This is a genomic window from Pseudomonas prosekii, from assembly GCF_900105155.1.
Taxonomy (GTDB): Bacteria; Pseudomonadota; Gammaproteobacteria; order Pseudomonadales; family Pseudomonadaceae; genus Aquipseudomonas; species Aquipseudomonas prosekii.
Genome location: NZ_LT629762.1, coordinates 796,945 through 813,116, shown reverse-complemented (window position 1 = coordinate 813,116; position 16,172 = coordinate 796,945). Strand labels below are relative to the sequence as shown.

At 60.2% G+C, this 16,172-nt stretch carries 12 protein-coding genes; 7 read left to right on the top strand and 5 right to left on the bottom strand.

Translation table 11 applies throughout. From position 1 onward, the window contains the following. Positions 1-225: 225 nt before the first annotated feature. Genes BLU01_RS03675 through rloA form a run of 3 tightly spaced genes read right to left on the bottom strand, consistent with a single transcriptional unit; the run spans position 226 to position 3,286 of the window. A complete protein-coding gene (locus tag BLU01_RS03675; protein ID WP_092270983.1) occupies positions 226-1,212 on the bottom strand; it encodes an alpha-L-glutamate ligase-like protein in 987 nt (328 codons plus the stop codon). Next, positions 1,212-2,744, bottom strand: a complete 1,533-nt coding sequence (rloB, locus tag BLU01_RS03670; protein ID WP_092270980.1) for an osmotic stress tolerance membrane protein RloB — start codon at positions 2,742-2,744, stop codon at positions 1,212-1,214. Before rloB ends, BLU01_RS03675 begins: the two co-directional genes overlap by 1 nt. Before the next feature lie 5 nt (positions 2,745-2,749). Beyond that, positions 2,750-3,286 (bottom strand): retropepsin-like aspartic peptidase RloA, encoded by a 537-nt coding sequence (gene rloA / locus BLU01_RS03665; protein WP_092270977.1) that lies wholly within the window; start codon positions 3,284-3,286, stop codon positions 2,750-2,752. Positions 3,287-3,589: 303 nt separating this feature from the next. On the opposite strand from rloA, the gene BLU01_RS03660 reads away from it, so the two are divergent. The 6 genes from BLU01_RS03660 (at position 3,590) to prpD (ending at position 12,575) form a co-directional block, all read left to right on the top strand. Further along, entirely contained in the window at positions 3,590-4,315 is a 726-nt protein-coding gene (locus BLU01_RS03660) for a GntR family transcriptional regulator (RefSeq protein WP_092270974.1), read from the top strand. After that, positions 4,312-5,202 (top strand): methylisocitrate lyase, encoded by an 891-nt coding sequence (gene prpB / locus BLU01_RS03655; RefSeq protein ID WP_092270971.1) that lies wholly within the window; start codon positions 4,312-4,314, stop codon positions 5,200-5,202. The genes BLU01_RS03660 and prpB overlap by 4 nt, the downstream gene beginning before the upstream one ends. 217 nt (positions 5,203-5,419) lie before the next feature. Next, the gene (gene prpC / locus BLU01_RS03650) at positions 5,420-6,547 is read left to right on the top strand and encodes a bifunctional 2-methylcitrate synthase/citrate synthase (RefSeq protein ID WP_092270969.1); all 1,128 of its coding nucleotides are present in this window, start codon (positions 5,420-5,422) and stop codon (positions 6,545-6,547) included. A gap of 182 nt (positions 6,548-6,729) precedes the next feature. After that, positions 6,730-9,327, top strand: coding sequence for a Fe/S-dependent 2-methylisocitrate dehydratase AcnD (acnD, locus tag BLU01_RS03645; RefSeq protein WP_092270966.1), 2,598 nt, complete (start codon positions 6,730-6,732; stop codon positions 9,325-9,327). 55 nt (positions 9,328-9,382) lie between these two features. Then, a complete protein-coding gene (gene prpF, locus BLU01_RS03640) occupies positions 9,383-10,585 on the top strand; it encodes a 2-methylaconitate cis-trans isomerase PrpF (RefSeq protein WP_092270963.1) in 1,203 nt (400 codons plus the stop codon). Positions 10,586-11,090: 505 nt separating this feature from the next. Continuing rightward, a complete protein-coding gene (gene prpD, locus BLU01_RS03635) occupies positions 11,091-12,575 on the top strand; it encodes a 2-methylcitrate dehydratase (RefSeq protein WP_092270960.1) in 1,485 nt (494 codons plus the stop codon). Between the two features lie 99 nt (positions 12,576-12,674). Here prpD and BLU01_RS03630 read toward each other — a convergent pair whose 3' ends face one another. Next, the gene (locus BLU01_RS03630; RefSeq protein ID WP_167370461.1) at positions 12,675-13,562 is read right to left on the bottom strand and encodes a DMT family transporter; all 888 of its coding nucleotides are present in this window, start codon (positions 13,560-13,562) and stop codon (positions 12,675-12,677) included. A 139-nt stretch (positions 13,563-13,701) separates the two neighbouring features. Here BLU01_RS03630 and BLU01_RS03625 point away from each other — a divergent pair, with 139 nt between their 5' ends. Continuing rightward, entirely contained in the window at positions 13,702-15,111 is a 1,410-nt protein-coding gene (locus BLU01_RS03625; protein WP_092270954.1) for an aminotransferase-like domain-containing protein, read from the top strand. Positions 15,112-15,231: 120 nt separating this feature from the next. Here BLU01_RS03625 and ppsR read toward each other — a convergent pair whose 3' ends face one another. Beyond that, positions 15,232-16,050, bottom strand: a complete 819-nt coding sequence (gene ppsR, locus BLU01_RS03620) for a posphoenolpyruvate synthetase regulatory kinase/phosphorylase PpsR (protein ID WP_092270951.1) — start codon at positions 16,048-16,050, stop codon at positions 15,232-15,234. Positions 16,051-16,172 lie beyond the last annotated feature (122 nt).

The window sequence follows — 16,172 nt, the reverse complement described above, 5'->3', positions numbered from 1 at the left end:
TCCCCTGAGGGATTTGCTCCTAGAGGGGATGTCGGTGTTGAGTAGATTGGCAGCGACTGGCGCGAAACCTGTGGCGAGGGGGCTTGCCCCCGTTCGGCTGCGCAGCAGTCGTAAAACCGGCTAACGCGGTCTGCCTGACGCTATTGAATTGGATGGTTTGGAGCTGCTTCGCTGCCCAACGGGGGCAAGCCCCCTCGCCACAAGCATCTGGGTGATCCTGGACGATCAACCCTCGACCGGTGGAATATGCCCGAACATTTCCTGCGCAAACGCTACCCGTTCCTCAACCGTCTCGACCACTCCACGCGCCTTCAGCTCTTCCAGCCGTGCTTCGACCGCGTGGGTGCGCAACGTCAGGCCGCAATCGTTGGCAATCTGGATGTTCAGCCCCGGCCGCGCGTTGAGTTCAAGAATCAGCGGGCCTTTTTCCTGATCGAGCACCATGTCGACGCCGATGTAACCCAGGCCGCACAACTCATAGCAGCCTGCCGCGAGTTTCATGAAACCGTCCCAGTAGGGCAGTTGCACGCCATCCACCGCGTTGGTGGTGTCCGGGTGTTTGGTGATGATGTTGTTCAGCCAGGTGCCGCGCAGCGTCAGGCCGGTGGCCAGATCGACGCCGACGCCGATGGCGCCCTGGTGCAGGTTGGCCTTGCCACCTGACTGCCGCGTCGGCAGGCGCAACATGGCCATCACCGGATAACCCATCAACACAATGATGCGGATATCCGGCACACCTTCGTAACTGATGCTTTTGAAGATCTGGTCCGGCGTCACGCGGTATTCGATCAGCGCGCGGTCGCGGTGACCACCGAGCGAATACAGGCCGGTGAGGATGCTCGAGATATGGTGCTCGATCTCCTCGTGGCTGATGATCTTGCCCGACACCGTGCGATAGCGGCCTTCAAAACGGTCGGCGATCACGATAATGCCGTCACCGCCGGCGCCCTGGGCCGGTTTGATCACGAAGTCGCTGCGGCCGCCAATGATGTCATTGAGGTTGTCGATTTCCTTCTCGGTGGAAATCACCCCGTACATCTCCGGCACGTTGATGCCGGCGGAGAGCGCGCGTTCCTTGGTGATGATCTTGTCATCCACAATCGGGTACAGACTGCGCTTGTTGTACTTGAGCACGTAGTCGGCGTTACGCCGATTGATGCCCATGATGCCCCGGGCTTCCAGAGCCTTCCAGGTCTTCCAGAAACCGAACATTACGAATCAGCCTTGAGGAACGCTTTGAAGCGCACCAGTTCGGTCAGGCGATAGCCGCGATAGCGACCCATGGCCAGCATGAAGCCAACGAGGATCAGCAGAATCGCCGGGAACGTGAACACGAAGTACACCAGTTCCGGCACGCTCATGATCAGGTGCGCCAGCGACGCTGCGAACAGCGTACCAATCGCCACTTTCATCGCGTGCCCGGCACCGCGTTCTTCCCAGGTGATCGACAGGCGTTCGATGGTCATGGTCAGAATCACCATCGGGAACAGCGCCACCGACAACCCGCGTTCGAGGCCGAGTTTGTGGCTGAACAGGCTGATCGCGGCGATCAGCACCACAACAAACGTCAGCACCACCGACAGCCTCGGCAACATTTGCAGCTTCAAATGCTCTAGGTAGGAACGCAGCGACAGCCCCAGCGCGGTGATGATCGTAAACAGCACGATGCCGAAACCGAGTTGCGTTTCGCGGAACGCCAGGGCGATCAGCACCGGGGTAAACGTGCCGAGAGTCTGCAGGCCGATCAGGTTACGCAGGATCAGGATCACCAGCACGCCAATCGGGATCATCACCATGATCATGAACGTCTGCTGGGTTTGCAGCGGCAAGCCGTACAGCGAGTATTCGAGGAAGTTGGCGTCAGTGTTTTCGTCGGTCAGCTTGGCCAGGCGAATCGCGTTCATTTCGCTGTTGTTGAGGCTGAACGTCACGTTGGCTTTCTTGCCGCCATCAACGGTGATCAGGTTTTCATCGCCGGTCCACCAAAGCAGGCGGTCGGTCGGCAGGCCCTGTTCGCCGGTTTCCGGGTTGAAGTACAACCAATCGGTGCCGTTGAAACTGCGCAACCACAATTCCGGGGTTTGCGGTTGGTCGGCGACGAGGCGGATGGTGTGGACTTTTTCCACCGGCACGTGCGCGATCGACAGCACCAGTTCGACGATCTTGGCTTTGTGCCCGCTCGACGGATCGCCGCCCAGCAGCAGTTTCACGTTGTCATCGTTGACGTTGTTGACCCGCTTGATCGCCTCGCCAATAAAGGTTTCGACGTCGGCGGAGTGTTGGCGGATCGGCGCGAGCAGGGCTTCGGCGGCGACCTTCTCCGCGCCTTCGACGGCAATGCTGTCGCGGAAGGTCGGGCCTTTGATCTTGGCTTTTTCGCCGGTGTAACGCTTGGTCAGGACCAAACGGTAATAAAGAGTCTGATTGCCCTTGGCCCGACGTGCCGACCAGGTGACCTTGCGGTTGCCATCGACGCGGTTCACCGCAACGCCGTAATTATTCGAAATGAAGCTTTCGTTCAGGCTCACATAGTCGCGGCTCAACGGCGGCACGAACATCTGGATCTTGACCGGGTCCTTGGCGCTGGCGACGAACTCGACCTTGGCGTCGATGTTCCACAGGTCGTCCGTGGCGTCTTCGGTCACGGGGATGCCGAGCACGAAAATCTGATAGGCCGTAACTGAAATGCCCAGCACCACCAGAATGGCGATGAGGATTTTCAGGTGAAGGTTGATAGAGCGCATTGGAATTACTCTGCGGTATGTGCGTCGGTGGCGCAGGCGGGTTTGCCAGCAGCGTATTTAAGACTGGGGTCGACCAGCGCGTCGAAGCGTTTCAGCGCTTCGGAGCCGATCAGCAGCGGATATTGGAAGGCGCTGCGGTCGGTCAGGTTCACTTCGATGCTGCGTAATGCCGAACCCATGCAGATATCCAGTTCGATGACCGGGCGGGCCGTGTACTTCTTGCCTTCTTCCGGGTCGTAATCACCGGCCCGGCGCTTGATTTTGCTGACGCGCGCCAGTGGTCGTTCGATCGGGTGCGAATGCGCGGTGTCGATCGCCAAGTAGAAGCGTACCCACGATTCGCCATTGCGCTTGAAACGTTTGATGTCGCGTGCACTTAAAGAAGCGGTTTTCGCCCCGGTGTCGAGTTTGGCCGCGACTTCGAGGTCGATGCCATCCAGCGCAGCGTATTCGTTGAGGCCGTACACGGTTTTCTCTCCCGCAGCGGCAACGCCGGGCAGGAAGAGCAGGGATAAAAATGTGGCGAAGGGCTTGAGTCTCATAAATCCTGGTGCGCGGAGGTCCGTTTTTCGATTCTAGGCCCTGGCATCACTGCGCAAGCTCCCTCGTATGCCTATCAGCTATTTATGACAAGCCGTGCAGATGCAGATGACAAGCAAATGCGGGCGGCATTCTAGCACGGTGGTTTTATGGCGCCAGCGCTGGCAGGGGGCTATAACCGACAGTGCCGATTCGTTATGGCGCGGGCGGTTATTAGACGATTGTCGACAATACCCATTTATCCTTTGACTCCAAGGGTCGTATTCGCTAGTTTTTGCCGCATCAGCTTTCGAGGTGTCAACAATATGCTGGATCAACTCGATCCCCCGGTGATGGTGCAGGACGATTCGGAGACACTTTCCGAGAATGTCTTCCGGCGCATTCAGGCCGCTATCGTCAAAGGCGAGATCGCCCCGGGCAGCAAAATCTCCGAGCCCGAGCTGGCGCGCACCTACGGCATCAGTCGCGGGCCGCTGCGTGAAGCGATCCATCGCCTCGAAGGCCAGCGCCTGCTGGTGCGCGTGCCGCATGTCGGCGCGCGCGTGGTGTCACTGAGCCATGCCGAGCTGCTCGAACTCTACGAAATCCGCGAATCCCTTGAAGGCATGGCCTGTCGCCTCGCTGCCGAACGCATGACCCTTGAAGAAATCGACGAGCTGCGCCGGGTTCTCGAAACCCACGAGCGCGATGCGGCGTTTCAGGCCGGCGTCGGTTATTACCAGCAGGAAGGCGATTTCGACTTTCATTACCGGATCATCCAGGGCAGCGGCAACCGCACGCTGACGCAGATGCTTTGCGGCGAGCTCTATCAACTGGTGCGCATGTACCGCATCCAGTTTTCCACCACGCCCAACCGCCCGCGCCAGGCATTTGCCGAGCATCACCGAATTCTCGACGCCATCGCCGACCGTGACGGTGAACTGGCCGAGTTGTTGATGCGCCGCCACATCGGCGCCTCCAAACGCAATATCGCCCGTCATTACCAGGACGGCGCCAACAATAAGACAGCCACTGAACGAGGTGAGTCATGAGTTCCAACAAGAGCACTCCAGGCCAGCGTTTCCGCGATGCGGTCGCCAGCGAACATCCGCTGCAAGTGGTCGGCGCGATCAACGCCAACCACGCGCTGCTGGCCAAGCGCGCCGGTTTCAAGGCTATTTACCTGTCGGGTGGCGGGGTGGCTGCCGGCTCCCTCGGCGTGCCGGACCTGGGCATTACCGGCCTGGATGACGTGCTCACCGACGTGCGCCGCATCACCGACGTCTGCGACCTGCCGCTGCTGGTCGACGTCGACACCGGTTTCGGTTCCTCGGCGTTCAACGTCGCGCGCACCGTCAAGTCGATGAGCAAGTTCGGCGCGGCGGCGATTCACATCGAAGACCAGGTCGGCGCCAAGCGCTGCGGTCATCGTCCGAATAAAGAGATCGTGTCGTTGCAGGAAATGGTCGACCGGATCAAAGCCGCCGTCGACGCGCGCACCGATGACAGCTTCGTGATCATGGCGCGCACCGATGCGCTGGCCGTCGAAGGCCTGGAATCCGCGCTGGATCGCGCCGCCGCGTGCATCGAGGCCGGCGCTGACATGATCTTCCCGGAAGCCATCACCGAACTGGACATGTACAAGCTGTTCGCCAACCGCGTGAAAGCGCCGATTCTGGCCAACATCACCGAATTCGGCGCGACGCCGCTGTACACCACCGAGCAACTCGCCGCTGCCGACGTGTCGCTGGTGCTGTACCCGCTGTCGGCGTTCCGCGCGATGAACAAGGCTGCGGAAAACGTCTACACCGCGATCCGCCGCGACGGCACGCAACAGAATGTGATCGACACCATGCAAACGCGCATGGAGCTCTACGATCGCATCGACTACCACACGTTCGAGCAGAAGCTCGATGCGCTGTTTGCCGCCAAGAAGTAGAGGTTTATGTAGCAGCTGCCGAGCCTGCGAGGCTGCGTCCGAGGCCGAAGGACTCGCCAGACCAGGCGCTTGAGTTTTTCTGCTCGTAGCGCGTATGCCGGGTTTACGTCGGCTGCGCCGCCGGACGCAGCCTCGCGCTGCTCGGCAGCTGCTACAAAATCACGATAACCGTACAGAAATTGCAGATTCCCTAAAAATTTCAAGATTGGAGACAGCAATGGCCGAAGCAAAAGTACTCAGTGGCGCCGGGCTCCGTGGCCAGGTTGCCGGGCAAACCGCACTGTCCACCGTGGGCCAATCCGGTGCCGGCCTGACCTATCGCGGCTACGACGTTCGCGAACTGGCGGCGGACGCGCAATTTGAAGAAGTCGCCTACCTGCTGCTGTACGGCGAACTGCCGAACAAGTCGCAACTGGACGGCTACATCAGCAAACTGAGCAAGCTGCGCGACCTGCCGCAAGCGCTGAAAGAAGTGCTGGAACGGATCCCCGCCGACGCCCACCCGATGGACGTGATGCGCACCGGTTGCTCGTTCCTCGGCAACATCGAACCGGAGAAAGACTTCGGCGCCCAACACGACGTCACCGACCGTCTGCTGGCCGCGTTCCCGGCGATCATGTGTTACTGGTATCGCTTCAGCCACGACGGCAAACGCATCAATTGCGTGACCGACGAAGCGACCATCGGCGGGCATTTCCTGCAACTGCTGCACGACAAGAAGCCGAGCGACCTGCACGTCAAAGTGATGAACGTGTCGCTGATCCTTTACGCCGAACACGAATTCAACGCCTCGACGTTCACCGCGCGTGTCTGCGCGTCGACCCTGTCCGACATGTATTCCTGCGTCACCGCTGCCATCGGTTCGTTGCGCGGCCCGCTGCACGGCGGCGCCAACGAAGCGGCGATGGAAATGATCGAGCGCTTCAAGTCGCCGGAAGAGGCGATCAAAGGCACGCTTGGCATGCTTGAGCGCAAAGACAAGATCATGGGTTTCGGCCACGCGATCTATAAGGACAACGATCCGCGCAACGAGGTGATCAAGGGCTGGTCGAAAAAACTCGCGGACGAAGTGGGCGATACCGTGCTGTTCCCGGTCTCGGAAGCCATCGACAAAACCATGTGGGAGCAGAAGAAACTGTTCCCGAACGCCGACTTCTACCACGCGTCGACGTATCACTTCATGGGCATTCCGACCAAGTTGTTCACGCCGATTTTCGTCTGCTCGCGCCTGACCGGCTGGGCCGCGCACGTGTTCGAACAACGCGCCAACAACCGCATCATCCGCCCGAGCGCCGAATACATCGGCGTCGAACAGCGCAAGTTCGTGCCAATCGAACAACGCTGATCGGGGGAGGGCCGACGCGAACGCCGATACCCCTGTAGGAGCGAAGCTTGCTCGCGAAGACGGACCGACATTCAACATTGATGTCGACAGATAGACCGCTTTCGCGAGCAAGCTTCGCTCCTACAGGATCGGATTCAGATCGGCCCCACCTTTTGCACTTACCGTGACCGAGTCCTGACCTGATGAACACTGAATTCCGCAAACCGCTGCCCGGCACCGCTCTGGATTACTTCGACGTCCGCGCGGCGGTGGAAGCGATCCAGCCCGGCGCCTATGACAGCCTGCCGTACACCTCCCGCGTGCTCGCGGAAAACCTGGTGCGTCGCTGTGACCCGGCCACGCTCACCGACTCCCTGAAGCAATTCATCGAGCGCAAACGCGACCTCGATTTCCCATGGTTCCCGGCGCGCGTGGTCTGCCACGACATCCTCGGCCAGACCGCGCTGGTCGACCTCGCCGGCCTGCGCGACGCCATTGCGTTGCAGGGCGGCGACCCGGCGCAAGTCAACCCGGTGGTGCCGACACAATTGATCGTCGACCACTCGCTGGCCGTCGAGCGCGGTGGTTTTGATCCAGAGGCGTTCGAGAAAAATCGCGCCATCGAAGATCGCCGCAACGAAGACCGTTTTCACTTCATCAACTGGACCAAAAAAGCCTTCAAGAACGTTGATGTGATCCCGCCGGGCAACGGCATCATGCACCAGATCAACCTGGAGAAAATGTCTCCGGTGATCCAGGTGCGCGACGGCGTGGCGTTCCCCGATACCTGCGTCGGCACCGACAGCCACACGCCGCACGTCGATGCGCTGGGCGTGATCGCCATTGGCGTCGGTGGCCTCGAAGCCGAGAGCGTGATGCTCGGCCGCGCGTCGTGGATGCGTCTGCCGGAAAGCGTCGGCGTCGAGCTGACGGGCAAGCTGCAACCGGGCATCACCGCCACCGACATGGTGCTGGCGCTGACCGAGTTCCTGCGCAAACAGAAAGTCGTTGGCGCCTGGCTGGAATTCTTCGGCGAAGGTGCTTCAGCGCTGACCCTCGGCGACCGCGCGACCATCTCCAACATGGCCCCGGAATACGGCGCCACCGCCGCGATGTTCTACATCGACCAGCAAACCATTGATTACCTGAAACTCACCGGTCGCGAAGACGAGCAAGTGCAGTTGGTCGAGACCTACGCCAAGACCACCGGCCTGTGGGCCGACAGCCTCAAAGGCGCGCAATACGAGCGTGGCTTGAGCTTCGATTTGTCCTCGGTGGTGCGCAACATGGCCGGCCCGAGCAACCCGCACGCACGGGTCGCAACCACCGATTTGGCTGCGCAAGGCATCTCCGGGCAGTGGACCGAAGTGCCGGGCCAAATGCCCGATGGCGCGGTGATCATCGCCGCCATCACCAGTTGCACCAACACCAGCAACCCGCGCAACGTCATCGCCGCCGGCCTGCTGGCGCGCAATGCCAACAAGCTCGGTTTGACCCGCAAGCCGTGGGTCAAGTCGTCGCTGGCGCCGGGCTCGAAAACCGTCGCGCTGTACCTCGATGAAGCCGGCCTGACCAATGAGCTGGAACAGCTCGGTTTTGGCATCGTCGCGTTCGCCTGCACCACCTGCAACGGCATGTCCGGCGCGCTCGATCCGGCGATCCAGCAAGAGATCATCGACCGCGACCTGTACGCCACTGCCGTGCTGTCCGGCAACCGCAACTTCGACGGGCGGATTCACCCGTACGCGAAGAATGCGTTTCTTGCTTCGCCGCCATTGGTAGTCGCTTACGCGATCGCCGGGACGATTCGTTTCGACATCGAAAAAGACGTGCTTGGCCTCGACGCCGACGGCAAGGAAATCCGCCTGAAAGACATCTGGCCGAGCGACGAAGAAATCGACGCAGTGGTCAAAGCCTCGGTCAAACCGGAGCAGTTCCGCCAGGTCTACATTCCGATGTTTGCCATCCATGAAGACACCGGCCCGAAAGTCACGCCGCTGTACGACTGGCGCGAAATGAGCACTTACATCCGCCGTCCGCCGTACTGGGAAGGCGCGCTGGCCGGCGCCCGTCCGCTGAAAGGCATGCGCCCGTTGGCGGTGCTGCCGGACAACATCACCACCGATCACTTGTCGCCGTCGAACGCAATCATGCTCGACAGCGCCGCCGGCGAATACCTGGCGAAAATGGGCTTGCCGGAAGAGGATTTCAACTCTTACGCCACCCACCGTGGCGACCACTTGACCGCGCAGCGCGCGACGTTCGCCAACCCGAAACTGTTCAATGAAATGGTCAAGGAAAACGGCAAGGTCAAGCAGGGTTCGCTGGCCCGCGTCGAGCCGGAAGGCCAGGTCATGCGCATGTGGGAAGCCATCGAAACCTACATGGAACGCAAGCAACCGCTGATCATCATTGCCGGCGCCGATTACGGTCAGGGCTCGTCCCGCGACTGGGCGGCGAAAGGCGTGCGGCTGGCCGGCGTCGAGGCGATTGCCGCCGAAGGTTTCGAGCGCATTCACCGCACCAACCTCGTCGGCATGGGCGTGTTGCCGCTGGAGTTTCTGCCGGGCACTGATCGCCATACGTTGGCCATCGATGGCAGCGAAACCTACGACGTCATCGGTGACCGCACACCGCGTGCGCAACTGACGTTGGTGATCAATCGTCTGAATGGCGAACGTGTGGAAGTGCCGGTGACTTGCCGTCTCGACACGGCTGAAGAAGTGTCGATCTACGAGGCGGGCGGCGTGTTGCAGCGTTTTGCCCAGGACTTCCTTGAAGAGTCGGCAGTCGCCGTTTAATACACGATGTGCGGGCACGGGATTACGGATCCCGTGCCCGCTTATAAGGAGAACCATGGCTCACGCACCGCAAATCGCTCCCCAAATCAGAATCCCCGCCACCTACATGCGCGGCGGCACCAGCAAAGGCGTGTTTTTCAGCCTCAAGGATTTGCCCGAAGCGGCGCAGGTTCCCGGTCCGGCGCGCGATGCCTTGTTGCTGCGGGTGATCGGCAGCCCCGACCCGTACGACAAGCAAATCGACGGCATGGGCGGCGCGACGTCGAGCACCAGCAAAACCGTGATCCTGTCGAAAAGCATCAAGGCTGATCACGACGTCGATTACCTGTTCGGCCAAGTCTCGATCGACAAGCCTTTTGTCGATTGGAGCGGCAACTGCGGGAACCTCTCGGCGGCGGTCGGTTCGTTCGCGATCAGCAACGGTCTGGTCGAGGCCAGCCGCATCCCGCACAACGGTGTGGCGGTGGTCCGGGTCTGGCAGGCCAATATCGGCAAAACCATCATTGCCCACGTGCCGATCACCAACGGTGAAGTGCAGGAAACCGGCGATTTCGAACTCGACGGCGTGACCTTTCCCGCCGCCGAAGTGCAGGTCGAATTCATGGACCCGGCGGCGGAAGAAGAGGGCGGCGGGGGTTCGATGTTCCCCACCGGCAACCTCGTCGATGACCTCGAAGTGCCCGGCTTCGGCACCTTCAAAGCCACCATGATCAACGCGGGCATCCCGACGATTTTCGTCAACGCGGCAGACATCGGTTACACCGGCACCGAGTTGCAAGGCGCGATCAACAGCGATCCGAAAGCGCTGCTGATGTTCGAAACCATCCGCGCTTACGGCGCGCTGCGCATGGGTTTGATCAAAAACCTCGACGAAGCCGCCCTGCGCCAGCACACGCCGAAAGTCGCGTTTGTGGCGAAACCGGCGGATTACCTCGCGTCCAGCGGCAAAGCGATTGCGGCGAGCGATGTCGACTTGCTGGTGCGCGCCTTGTCGATGGGCAAATTGCACCACGCGATGATGGGCACGGCGGCGGTTGCGATTGGCACGGCGGCAGCGATTTCCGGGACGCTGGTGAATCTGGCGGCGGGCGGAATCGAGCGCAACGCCGTGCGTTTCGGCCATCCCTCCGGCACCTTGCGCGTCGGCGCCGAGGCCAGTCTGGTCAACAGCGAATGGACCGTGAACAAAGCCATCATGAGCCGCAGCGCGCGGGTATTGATGGAAGGGTTCGTCCGGGTGCCGGGTGATTCGTTCTGATCCGAAAGCCACCCCTCACCCCAACCCTCTCCCCAGAGGGGAGAGGGGAAAGGGAGCCGATCTTCATGTTATTCAAGGCCTGAGTTCGACTCGATATGTTGATGTAGTTCGAAAGACACTCGGTCGGCCCTCTCTCCCCAGAGGAATAGGGGAAAGGGAGCCGATCTTCATGCTTTTCAAGGCCTGAGTTCGACTCGATATGTCAGGTCGATGTAGTCCGAAAGACGACTCGGTCGGCCCCCTCTCCCCAGAGGAATAGGGGAAAGGGAGCCGATCTTCATGTTTTTCAAGGCCTGAGTTCGACTCGATATGTCAGGTCGATGTCGTTCGAAAGACAACTCGGTCGGCCCCCTCTCCCCTTTGGGGAGAGGGCTGGGGTGAGGGGGCGATCCACCTGAAAAAATGCACATCAAGCAGGCACCCCAGACCTGCAAAAAAAAACCAACTAAACCTGCCGCTGAGGAAACACCACAACCCAATCATTCCTTCACTGGAGTAACCCCGAATGAGCGCCAACGTCGACCTGAACAACCGCCCCGATTACGACACGGTCCTGCAGGACATCGCTGACTACGTCCTCGACTTCAAGATCGAGTCCACCGAAGCACTCGACACCGCGCGCAACTGCCTGATCGACACCCTTGGCTGTGGCCTGCTGGCACTGCGTTTCCCGGAATGCACCAAGCACCTCGGGCCGATCGTCGAAGGCACCGTCGTGCCGTTCGGCGCGCGCGTGCCCGGCACCTCTTTCCGCCTCGACCCGGTCAAAGCCGCGTGGGACATCGGCTGCATCGTCCGTTGGCTCGACTACAACGACACCTGGCTCGCCGCTGAATGGGGGCATCCGTCGGACAACCTCGGCGCCGTTCTCGCGGTCGCCGATCACCTGTCGCAGAAACGCCTGGCCAACGGTGACGCGCCGCTGACCGTGCGCGCCGTGCTCGAAGCGATGATCATGGCTCACGAGATTCAAGGCGTGATCGCCCTGGAAAACTCCTTCAACCGTGTAGGACTCGATCACGTCATTCTGGTGAAAGTCGCCTCGACCGCCGTTACCGCCAAACTGATGGGCGCCAATCGCGAGCAATTGCTCTCGGCGCTGTCCCACGCGTTTGCCGATGGCCAGGCGTTGCGCACCTACCGCCACGCGCCGAATGCCGGATCGCGCAAATCCTGGGCGGCGGGCGATGCGTCGAGCCGAGGCGTGCGCCTGGCGGACATCGCCATGCGCGGCGAAATGGGCATTCCCGGCGTGCTGACCGCCAAACAGTGGGGTTTCTACGACGTATTGTTCAGCCACAGCAACAACGATTTGGCGCTGAAACCCGAGGACAAACGCGCCTTCAGTTTCAGCCGCCCGTACGGCAGCTACGTGATGGAAAACGTCCTGTTCAAAATCAGCTTTCCTGCCGAATTCCACGCGCAAACCGCTTGCGAAGCGGCCGTCACGCTGCACCCGCACGTGCGTAATCGCCTGCACGAAATCGACCGCATCGTCATTACCACGCATGAATCGGCGATCCGCATCATTTCCAAGGTCGGCCCGCTGGCCAACGCCGCTGACCGCGACCACTGCCTGCAATACATGACCGCCGTGCCATTGGCTTTCGGCAATCTGGTCGCCGAGCAATATGAAGACGCGTTCCACGCTGCGCATCCGATCATCGATGTGCTGCGCGAGAAAATGCACATTGTCGAAGAGCCGCGGTTCACCCGCGAATACCTGGAACCGGACAAGCGCTCGATTGCCAATGCGATTCAGGTGTTTTTCAAGGACGGTTCGAGCACCGACAACGTTGTGGTCGAGTACCCGATTGGCCACCGCCGTCGCCGCGCCGAGGGGATTCCGTTGTTGGAAGACAAGTTCAAGGCGAATCTGGCGAGCCGATTTACCGGGCAGCGGAGCGCCGAGATTTTTGCCTTGTGCAAGGATCAGGCAAAGCTTGAAGCGACCCCGGTGAACCGCTTTGTCGATTTGTTCGTGATCTAACCGGATAAACGCAAAACCTGTAGGAGCCAGGCTTGCCGGCGAAGGCGTATTCAAGGACGCCTTCGCCGGCAAGCCTGGCTCCTACGAGGGCGAGACGTGTCAGGTCCGAAGCCATTTCTCGACCGGCAATTTGGTAATGGCAAACCCCGCCAGCAGCACCGCCGAATACCCCATCAATTCCCGCGACAGACTTTGCCCTTCATACCAGGCGCCAATCATCACCGCGAACACCGGGAAAATGATGAAGACAAACGACAAGATGATCGGGCTGAGCCGTTTCAGCAGCAAAAAGTAAACGATAAACCCGCCCACCGACGCGACCAGTCCCAAGTAGAGCAGGGCGCCCCACGAGCGCGCCGTAATCGCGCCAAACACAGGCGCTTCAACGCTCAGCCCCGCGACAAACAACATCAAACCGGCGAGGCCAATCGGCAAGGTGTTGTAGGTAATCACGCTGATCGCCGCGCCGTGTTTTTTGGTGATCACGTAACACAGCGCATGCATCACTGCCGCCGCCAGAATCGCCACCACGCCAAACAATTCGGCGTGGTCGAGATGCAAGCCCTGGCTGCGGATGATCATGAACAGACTGGCAAAACCGATGGCGATGCCGAGCACCTGCGAGGGATAGATTTTCTCGCGCAGGAACAGCGCGGAAAAAATCAGAATGAACACCGGCATGCAGCTGAACAGCAAAGCGGTCAGGCCCGACGAAACGTGCAGCTCGCCGTAGTTGAGCAAGTAATACGGCAGGCTGAAATACGACAGCGTGACGAACACGAAAAACCAGCGACTTTGCCGCGGAAACAGCAGCGGCTCGCGGCGCAACTTGGCGAAACTCAAAAACAGCGGAAACGCGATCAGGAACCGCAGGCCGGCGGCGGTCAGTGGTGGCACGCTTTCCACAGCAATCTTGATCCCCAGCCACGTCGTGCCCCAACTCAGGCACACAATCAGAAACAACACGCTGGTAATCAACCCGGCCAGCCACGGTTTACGGATCGGGGACGCGGCGCTGAGGGCCATGGACATTGCTCGAACTCCTTTTGCTCGCGGGAATTGACCTGATTGCCGAATAGGTCTATCCCTGATTGCACCTGTTTTCAGCACGCTATTCGGGATGGAAATGACTGTCAAAGTAAGTATTGCCACGGTGTCAATCCTCCGCGAAGGCCTGGCGCACGGGCGCGGGGTCAAATACAAACGGCTGGCTGACGCGCTGGAAAAAAGCATCGGCGAAGGTCTGATCGAGCCCGGCAGCAAACTGCCGCCGCACCGGCTGCTGGCCGATAGCCTTGGCGTGACCATCGGCACCATCAGTCGTGCGTATGGCGAATTGGAGCGGGTAGGGCTGGTGGTCGCGCGCGTAGGAGATGGCACTTATGTGCGTCAGCGCGGGATGGAACGGCTGCGCGATTCGGGTTTTCGCAATGTCAGCGAAGAACCGCAGCCGTTCTTCGACATGAGTCGCAACCAGCCCATTCCGGGGCGCGAGTCAGCGCTGCTCGGTCAGAGCCTGCAAACCTTGGCCAACGATGCGCAGACCTTGCAGATGATCAGCGGCTATACCGCCGACAGCGGGTTGCCGCGCCACCGAGCGGCAGGCGCGCAGTGGCTGCGACATCAGGCATTTGTGCCCGGCGCCGAGCAGGTGATTTGTGTGAATGGCGGTCAGCACGGTTTGCTCTGCGTGCTGATGGCGCTGCTCAAACCCGGCGATACGCTGGTCACCGAGCATTTGACCTACCCCGGTTTGATCAGCGTCGCACGCATGCTGGGAATAAAACTGATCGGCGTTGGCATGGATGACGAAGGACTGTTGCCGCAAGCGCTGTCGGACGTTTGCCAGCAACATCGGGTAGCCGCGCTTTATTGCACGCCGACGATCCAGAATCCTACGGCGGCGGTGATGTCGGTCCCACGTCGGCAGGCGATTGTCGATGTCTGCCGCCAACACAATTTGCTGATTATCGAGGACGAGGCGCACGCCGTGCTTGCGCAGCAGCGGCCATTACCATTAAGTCACTTCGCCCCGGAGCGCGCGGTGTTGATCGGCAGCCTGAGCAAAGCGGTATCGGCCGGGTTGCGCGTCGGTTATTTGCACGCGCCGCTAGCGTTGATCGGACGCTTGAACGCGGCGGTGCGTGGCACGTGCTGGATGGCCAATCCGCTGGCGATGGAATTGGCGACGCAGTGGATCGAAAACGCCAGCGCGCAACATTTGCTGGCGCAGCAGATTGCCGAGATAACGCGGCGCAAGGCGTTGGTCAGTGGATTGCTGCAAGGCCTGGCGTACAAGACGCATGCGCACAGCCCGCACTTCTGGATTGAAGTGCCTGAACCGTGGCGGGCGTCGCAGATTGCCGCTGAGCTCAAGCACAATAATTATCTGGTGGCGACAGCCGAGGCGTTCGCGGTGGGGCATGCGGCGGTGCCGCAATTCATTCGGGCGAGTGTGTGTCATTCGACGGTGGATGATCAGTTGTTGATCGACGGGTTTGCGGCGTTGGCGGGGGCGTTGAGGGGGACCGAGTAATCGTTCTTCGCGGGCAAGCCTCGCTCCTACAGGTTTGTGTCGTTCGCGGCATGCGGGATCGACACGAAACCGGTAGGAGCAAGGCTTGCCCGCGAAGGCGTCCTCACAGGCAATGAAAACCTACTTGAACCGCCGCTCCACGCCTTTCTCGACCAGAATTTTCGCCGAAATCTCTTCCACCGAAAAATGCGTCGAATTGATGTGCGCGATGTTCTCGCGGCGGAACAGATTCTCCACTTCGCGCACTTCAAATTCGCATTGCGCGTAACTCGAATAACGGCTGTTGGGTTTGCGTTCGTTGCGGATCGCGGTCAGGCGGTCGGGGTCGATGGTCAGGCCGAACAGCTTGTGCTGGTGCGCGCGCAGGGCGGCGGGCAGGGTCAGGCGCTCCATGTCATCTTCGGTCAGCGGATAGTTGGCCGCGCGAATGCCGAACTGCATGGCCATGTACAAACACGTCGGCGTCTTGCCGCAACGCGACACGCCCACCAGGATCAGGTCAGCCTTGTCGTAATAATGCGTGCGGGCGCCGTCGTCGTTGTCGAGGGCGAAGTTCACCGCTTCGATCCGCTCCATGTAATTGGAGTTGCCACCAATGGAATGGGATTTGCCGACCGTGTAGGAAGAATGCTCGGTCAGTTCCTGTTCAAGCGGCGCCAGGAACGTCGAGAAAATGTCGATCATGAAACCATTGGAGGTCGCGAGGATCTCACGGATGTCTTGATTGACGATGGTGTCGAAGATGATCGGCCGAAAGCCGTCGGTTTCAGCGGCCTTGTTGATTTGTTGTACCATGGCCCGCGCTTTATCGACGTTGTCGATGTAGGGTCGCGTGAATTTGCTGAAGGTAATGTTTTCGAACTGCGCCAACAGGCTTTGCCCGAGGGTCTCGGCGGTAATACCCGTGCCATCGGAGATGAAGAAAGCAGATCGTTTCATTTGCACCTTGGGCCTTAAGCTAGTGACGAATCTTGGATATGATAGGCGCGATTTGCTGGCCGCCAGTGGCTCGCATTCTCACTTATTTTCCAGGTCCAGGCCATATAGCCGGTCAACGCTCC

What these genes read in the sequence shown, in the direction of transcription:
- BLU01_RS03675 (WP_092270983.1), bottom strand. Translation starts at nt 1,212, where the DNA reads ATGTTCGGTTTCTGGAAGACCTGGAAGGCTCTGGAAGCCCGGGGCATC.
- rloB (WP_092270980.1), bottom strand. Translation starts at nt 2,744, where the DNA reads ATGCGCTCTATCAACCTTCACCTGAAAATCCTCATCGCCATTCTGGTG.
- rloA (WP_092270977.1), bottom strand. Translation starts at nt 3,286, where the DNA reads ATGAGACTCAAGCCCTTCGCCACATTTTTATCCCTGCTCTTCCTGCCC.
- BLU01_RS03660 (WP_092270974.1), top strand. Translation starts at nt 3,590, where the DNA reads ATGCTGGATCAACTCGATCCCCCGGTGATGGTGCAGGACGATTCGGAG.
- prpB (WP_092270971.1), top strand. Translation starts at nt 4,312, where the DNA reads ATGAGTTCCAACAAGAGCACTCCAGGCCAGCGTTTCCGCGATGCGGTC.
- prpC (WP_092270969.1), top strand. Translation starts at nt 5,420, where the DNA reads ATGGCCGAAGCAAAAGTACTCAGTGGCGCCGGGCTCCGTGGCCAGGTT.
- acnD (WP_092270966.1), top strand. Translation starts at nt 6,730, where the DNA reads ATGAACACTGAATTCCGCAAACCGCTGCCCGGCACCGCTCTGGATTAC.
- prpF (WP_092270963.1), top strand. Translation starts at nt 9,383, where the DNA reads ATGGCTCACGCACCGCAAATCGCTCCCCAAATCAGAATCCCCGCCACC.
- prpD (WP_092270960.1), top strand. Translation starts at nt 11,091, where the DNA reads ATGAGCGCCAACGTCGACCTGAACAACCGCCCCGATTACGACACGGTC.
- BLU01_RS03625 (WP_092270954.1), top strand. Translation starts at nt 13,702, where the DNA reads ATGACTGTCAAAGTAAGTATTGCCACGGTGTCAATCCTCCGCGAAGGC.
- ppsR (WP_092270951.1), bottom strand. Translation starts at nt 16,050, where the DNA reads ATGAAACGATCTGCTTTCTTCATCTCCGATGGCACGGGTATTACCGCC.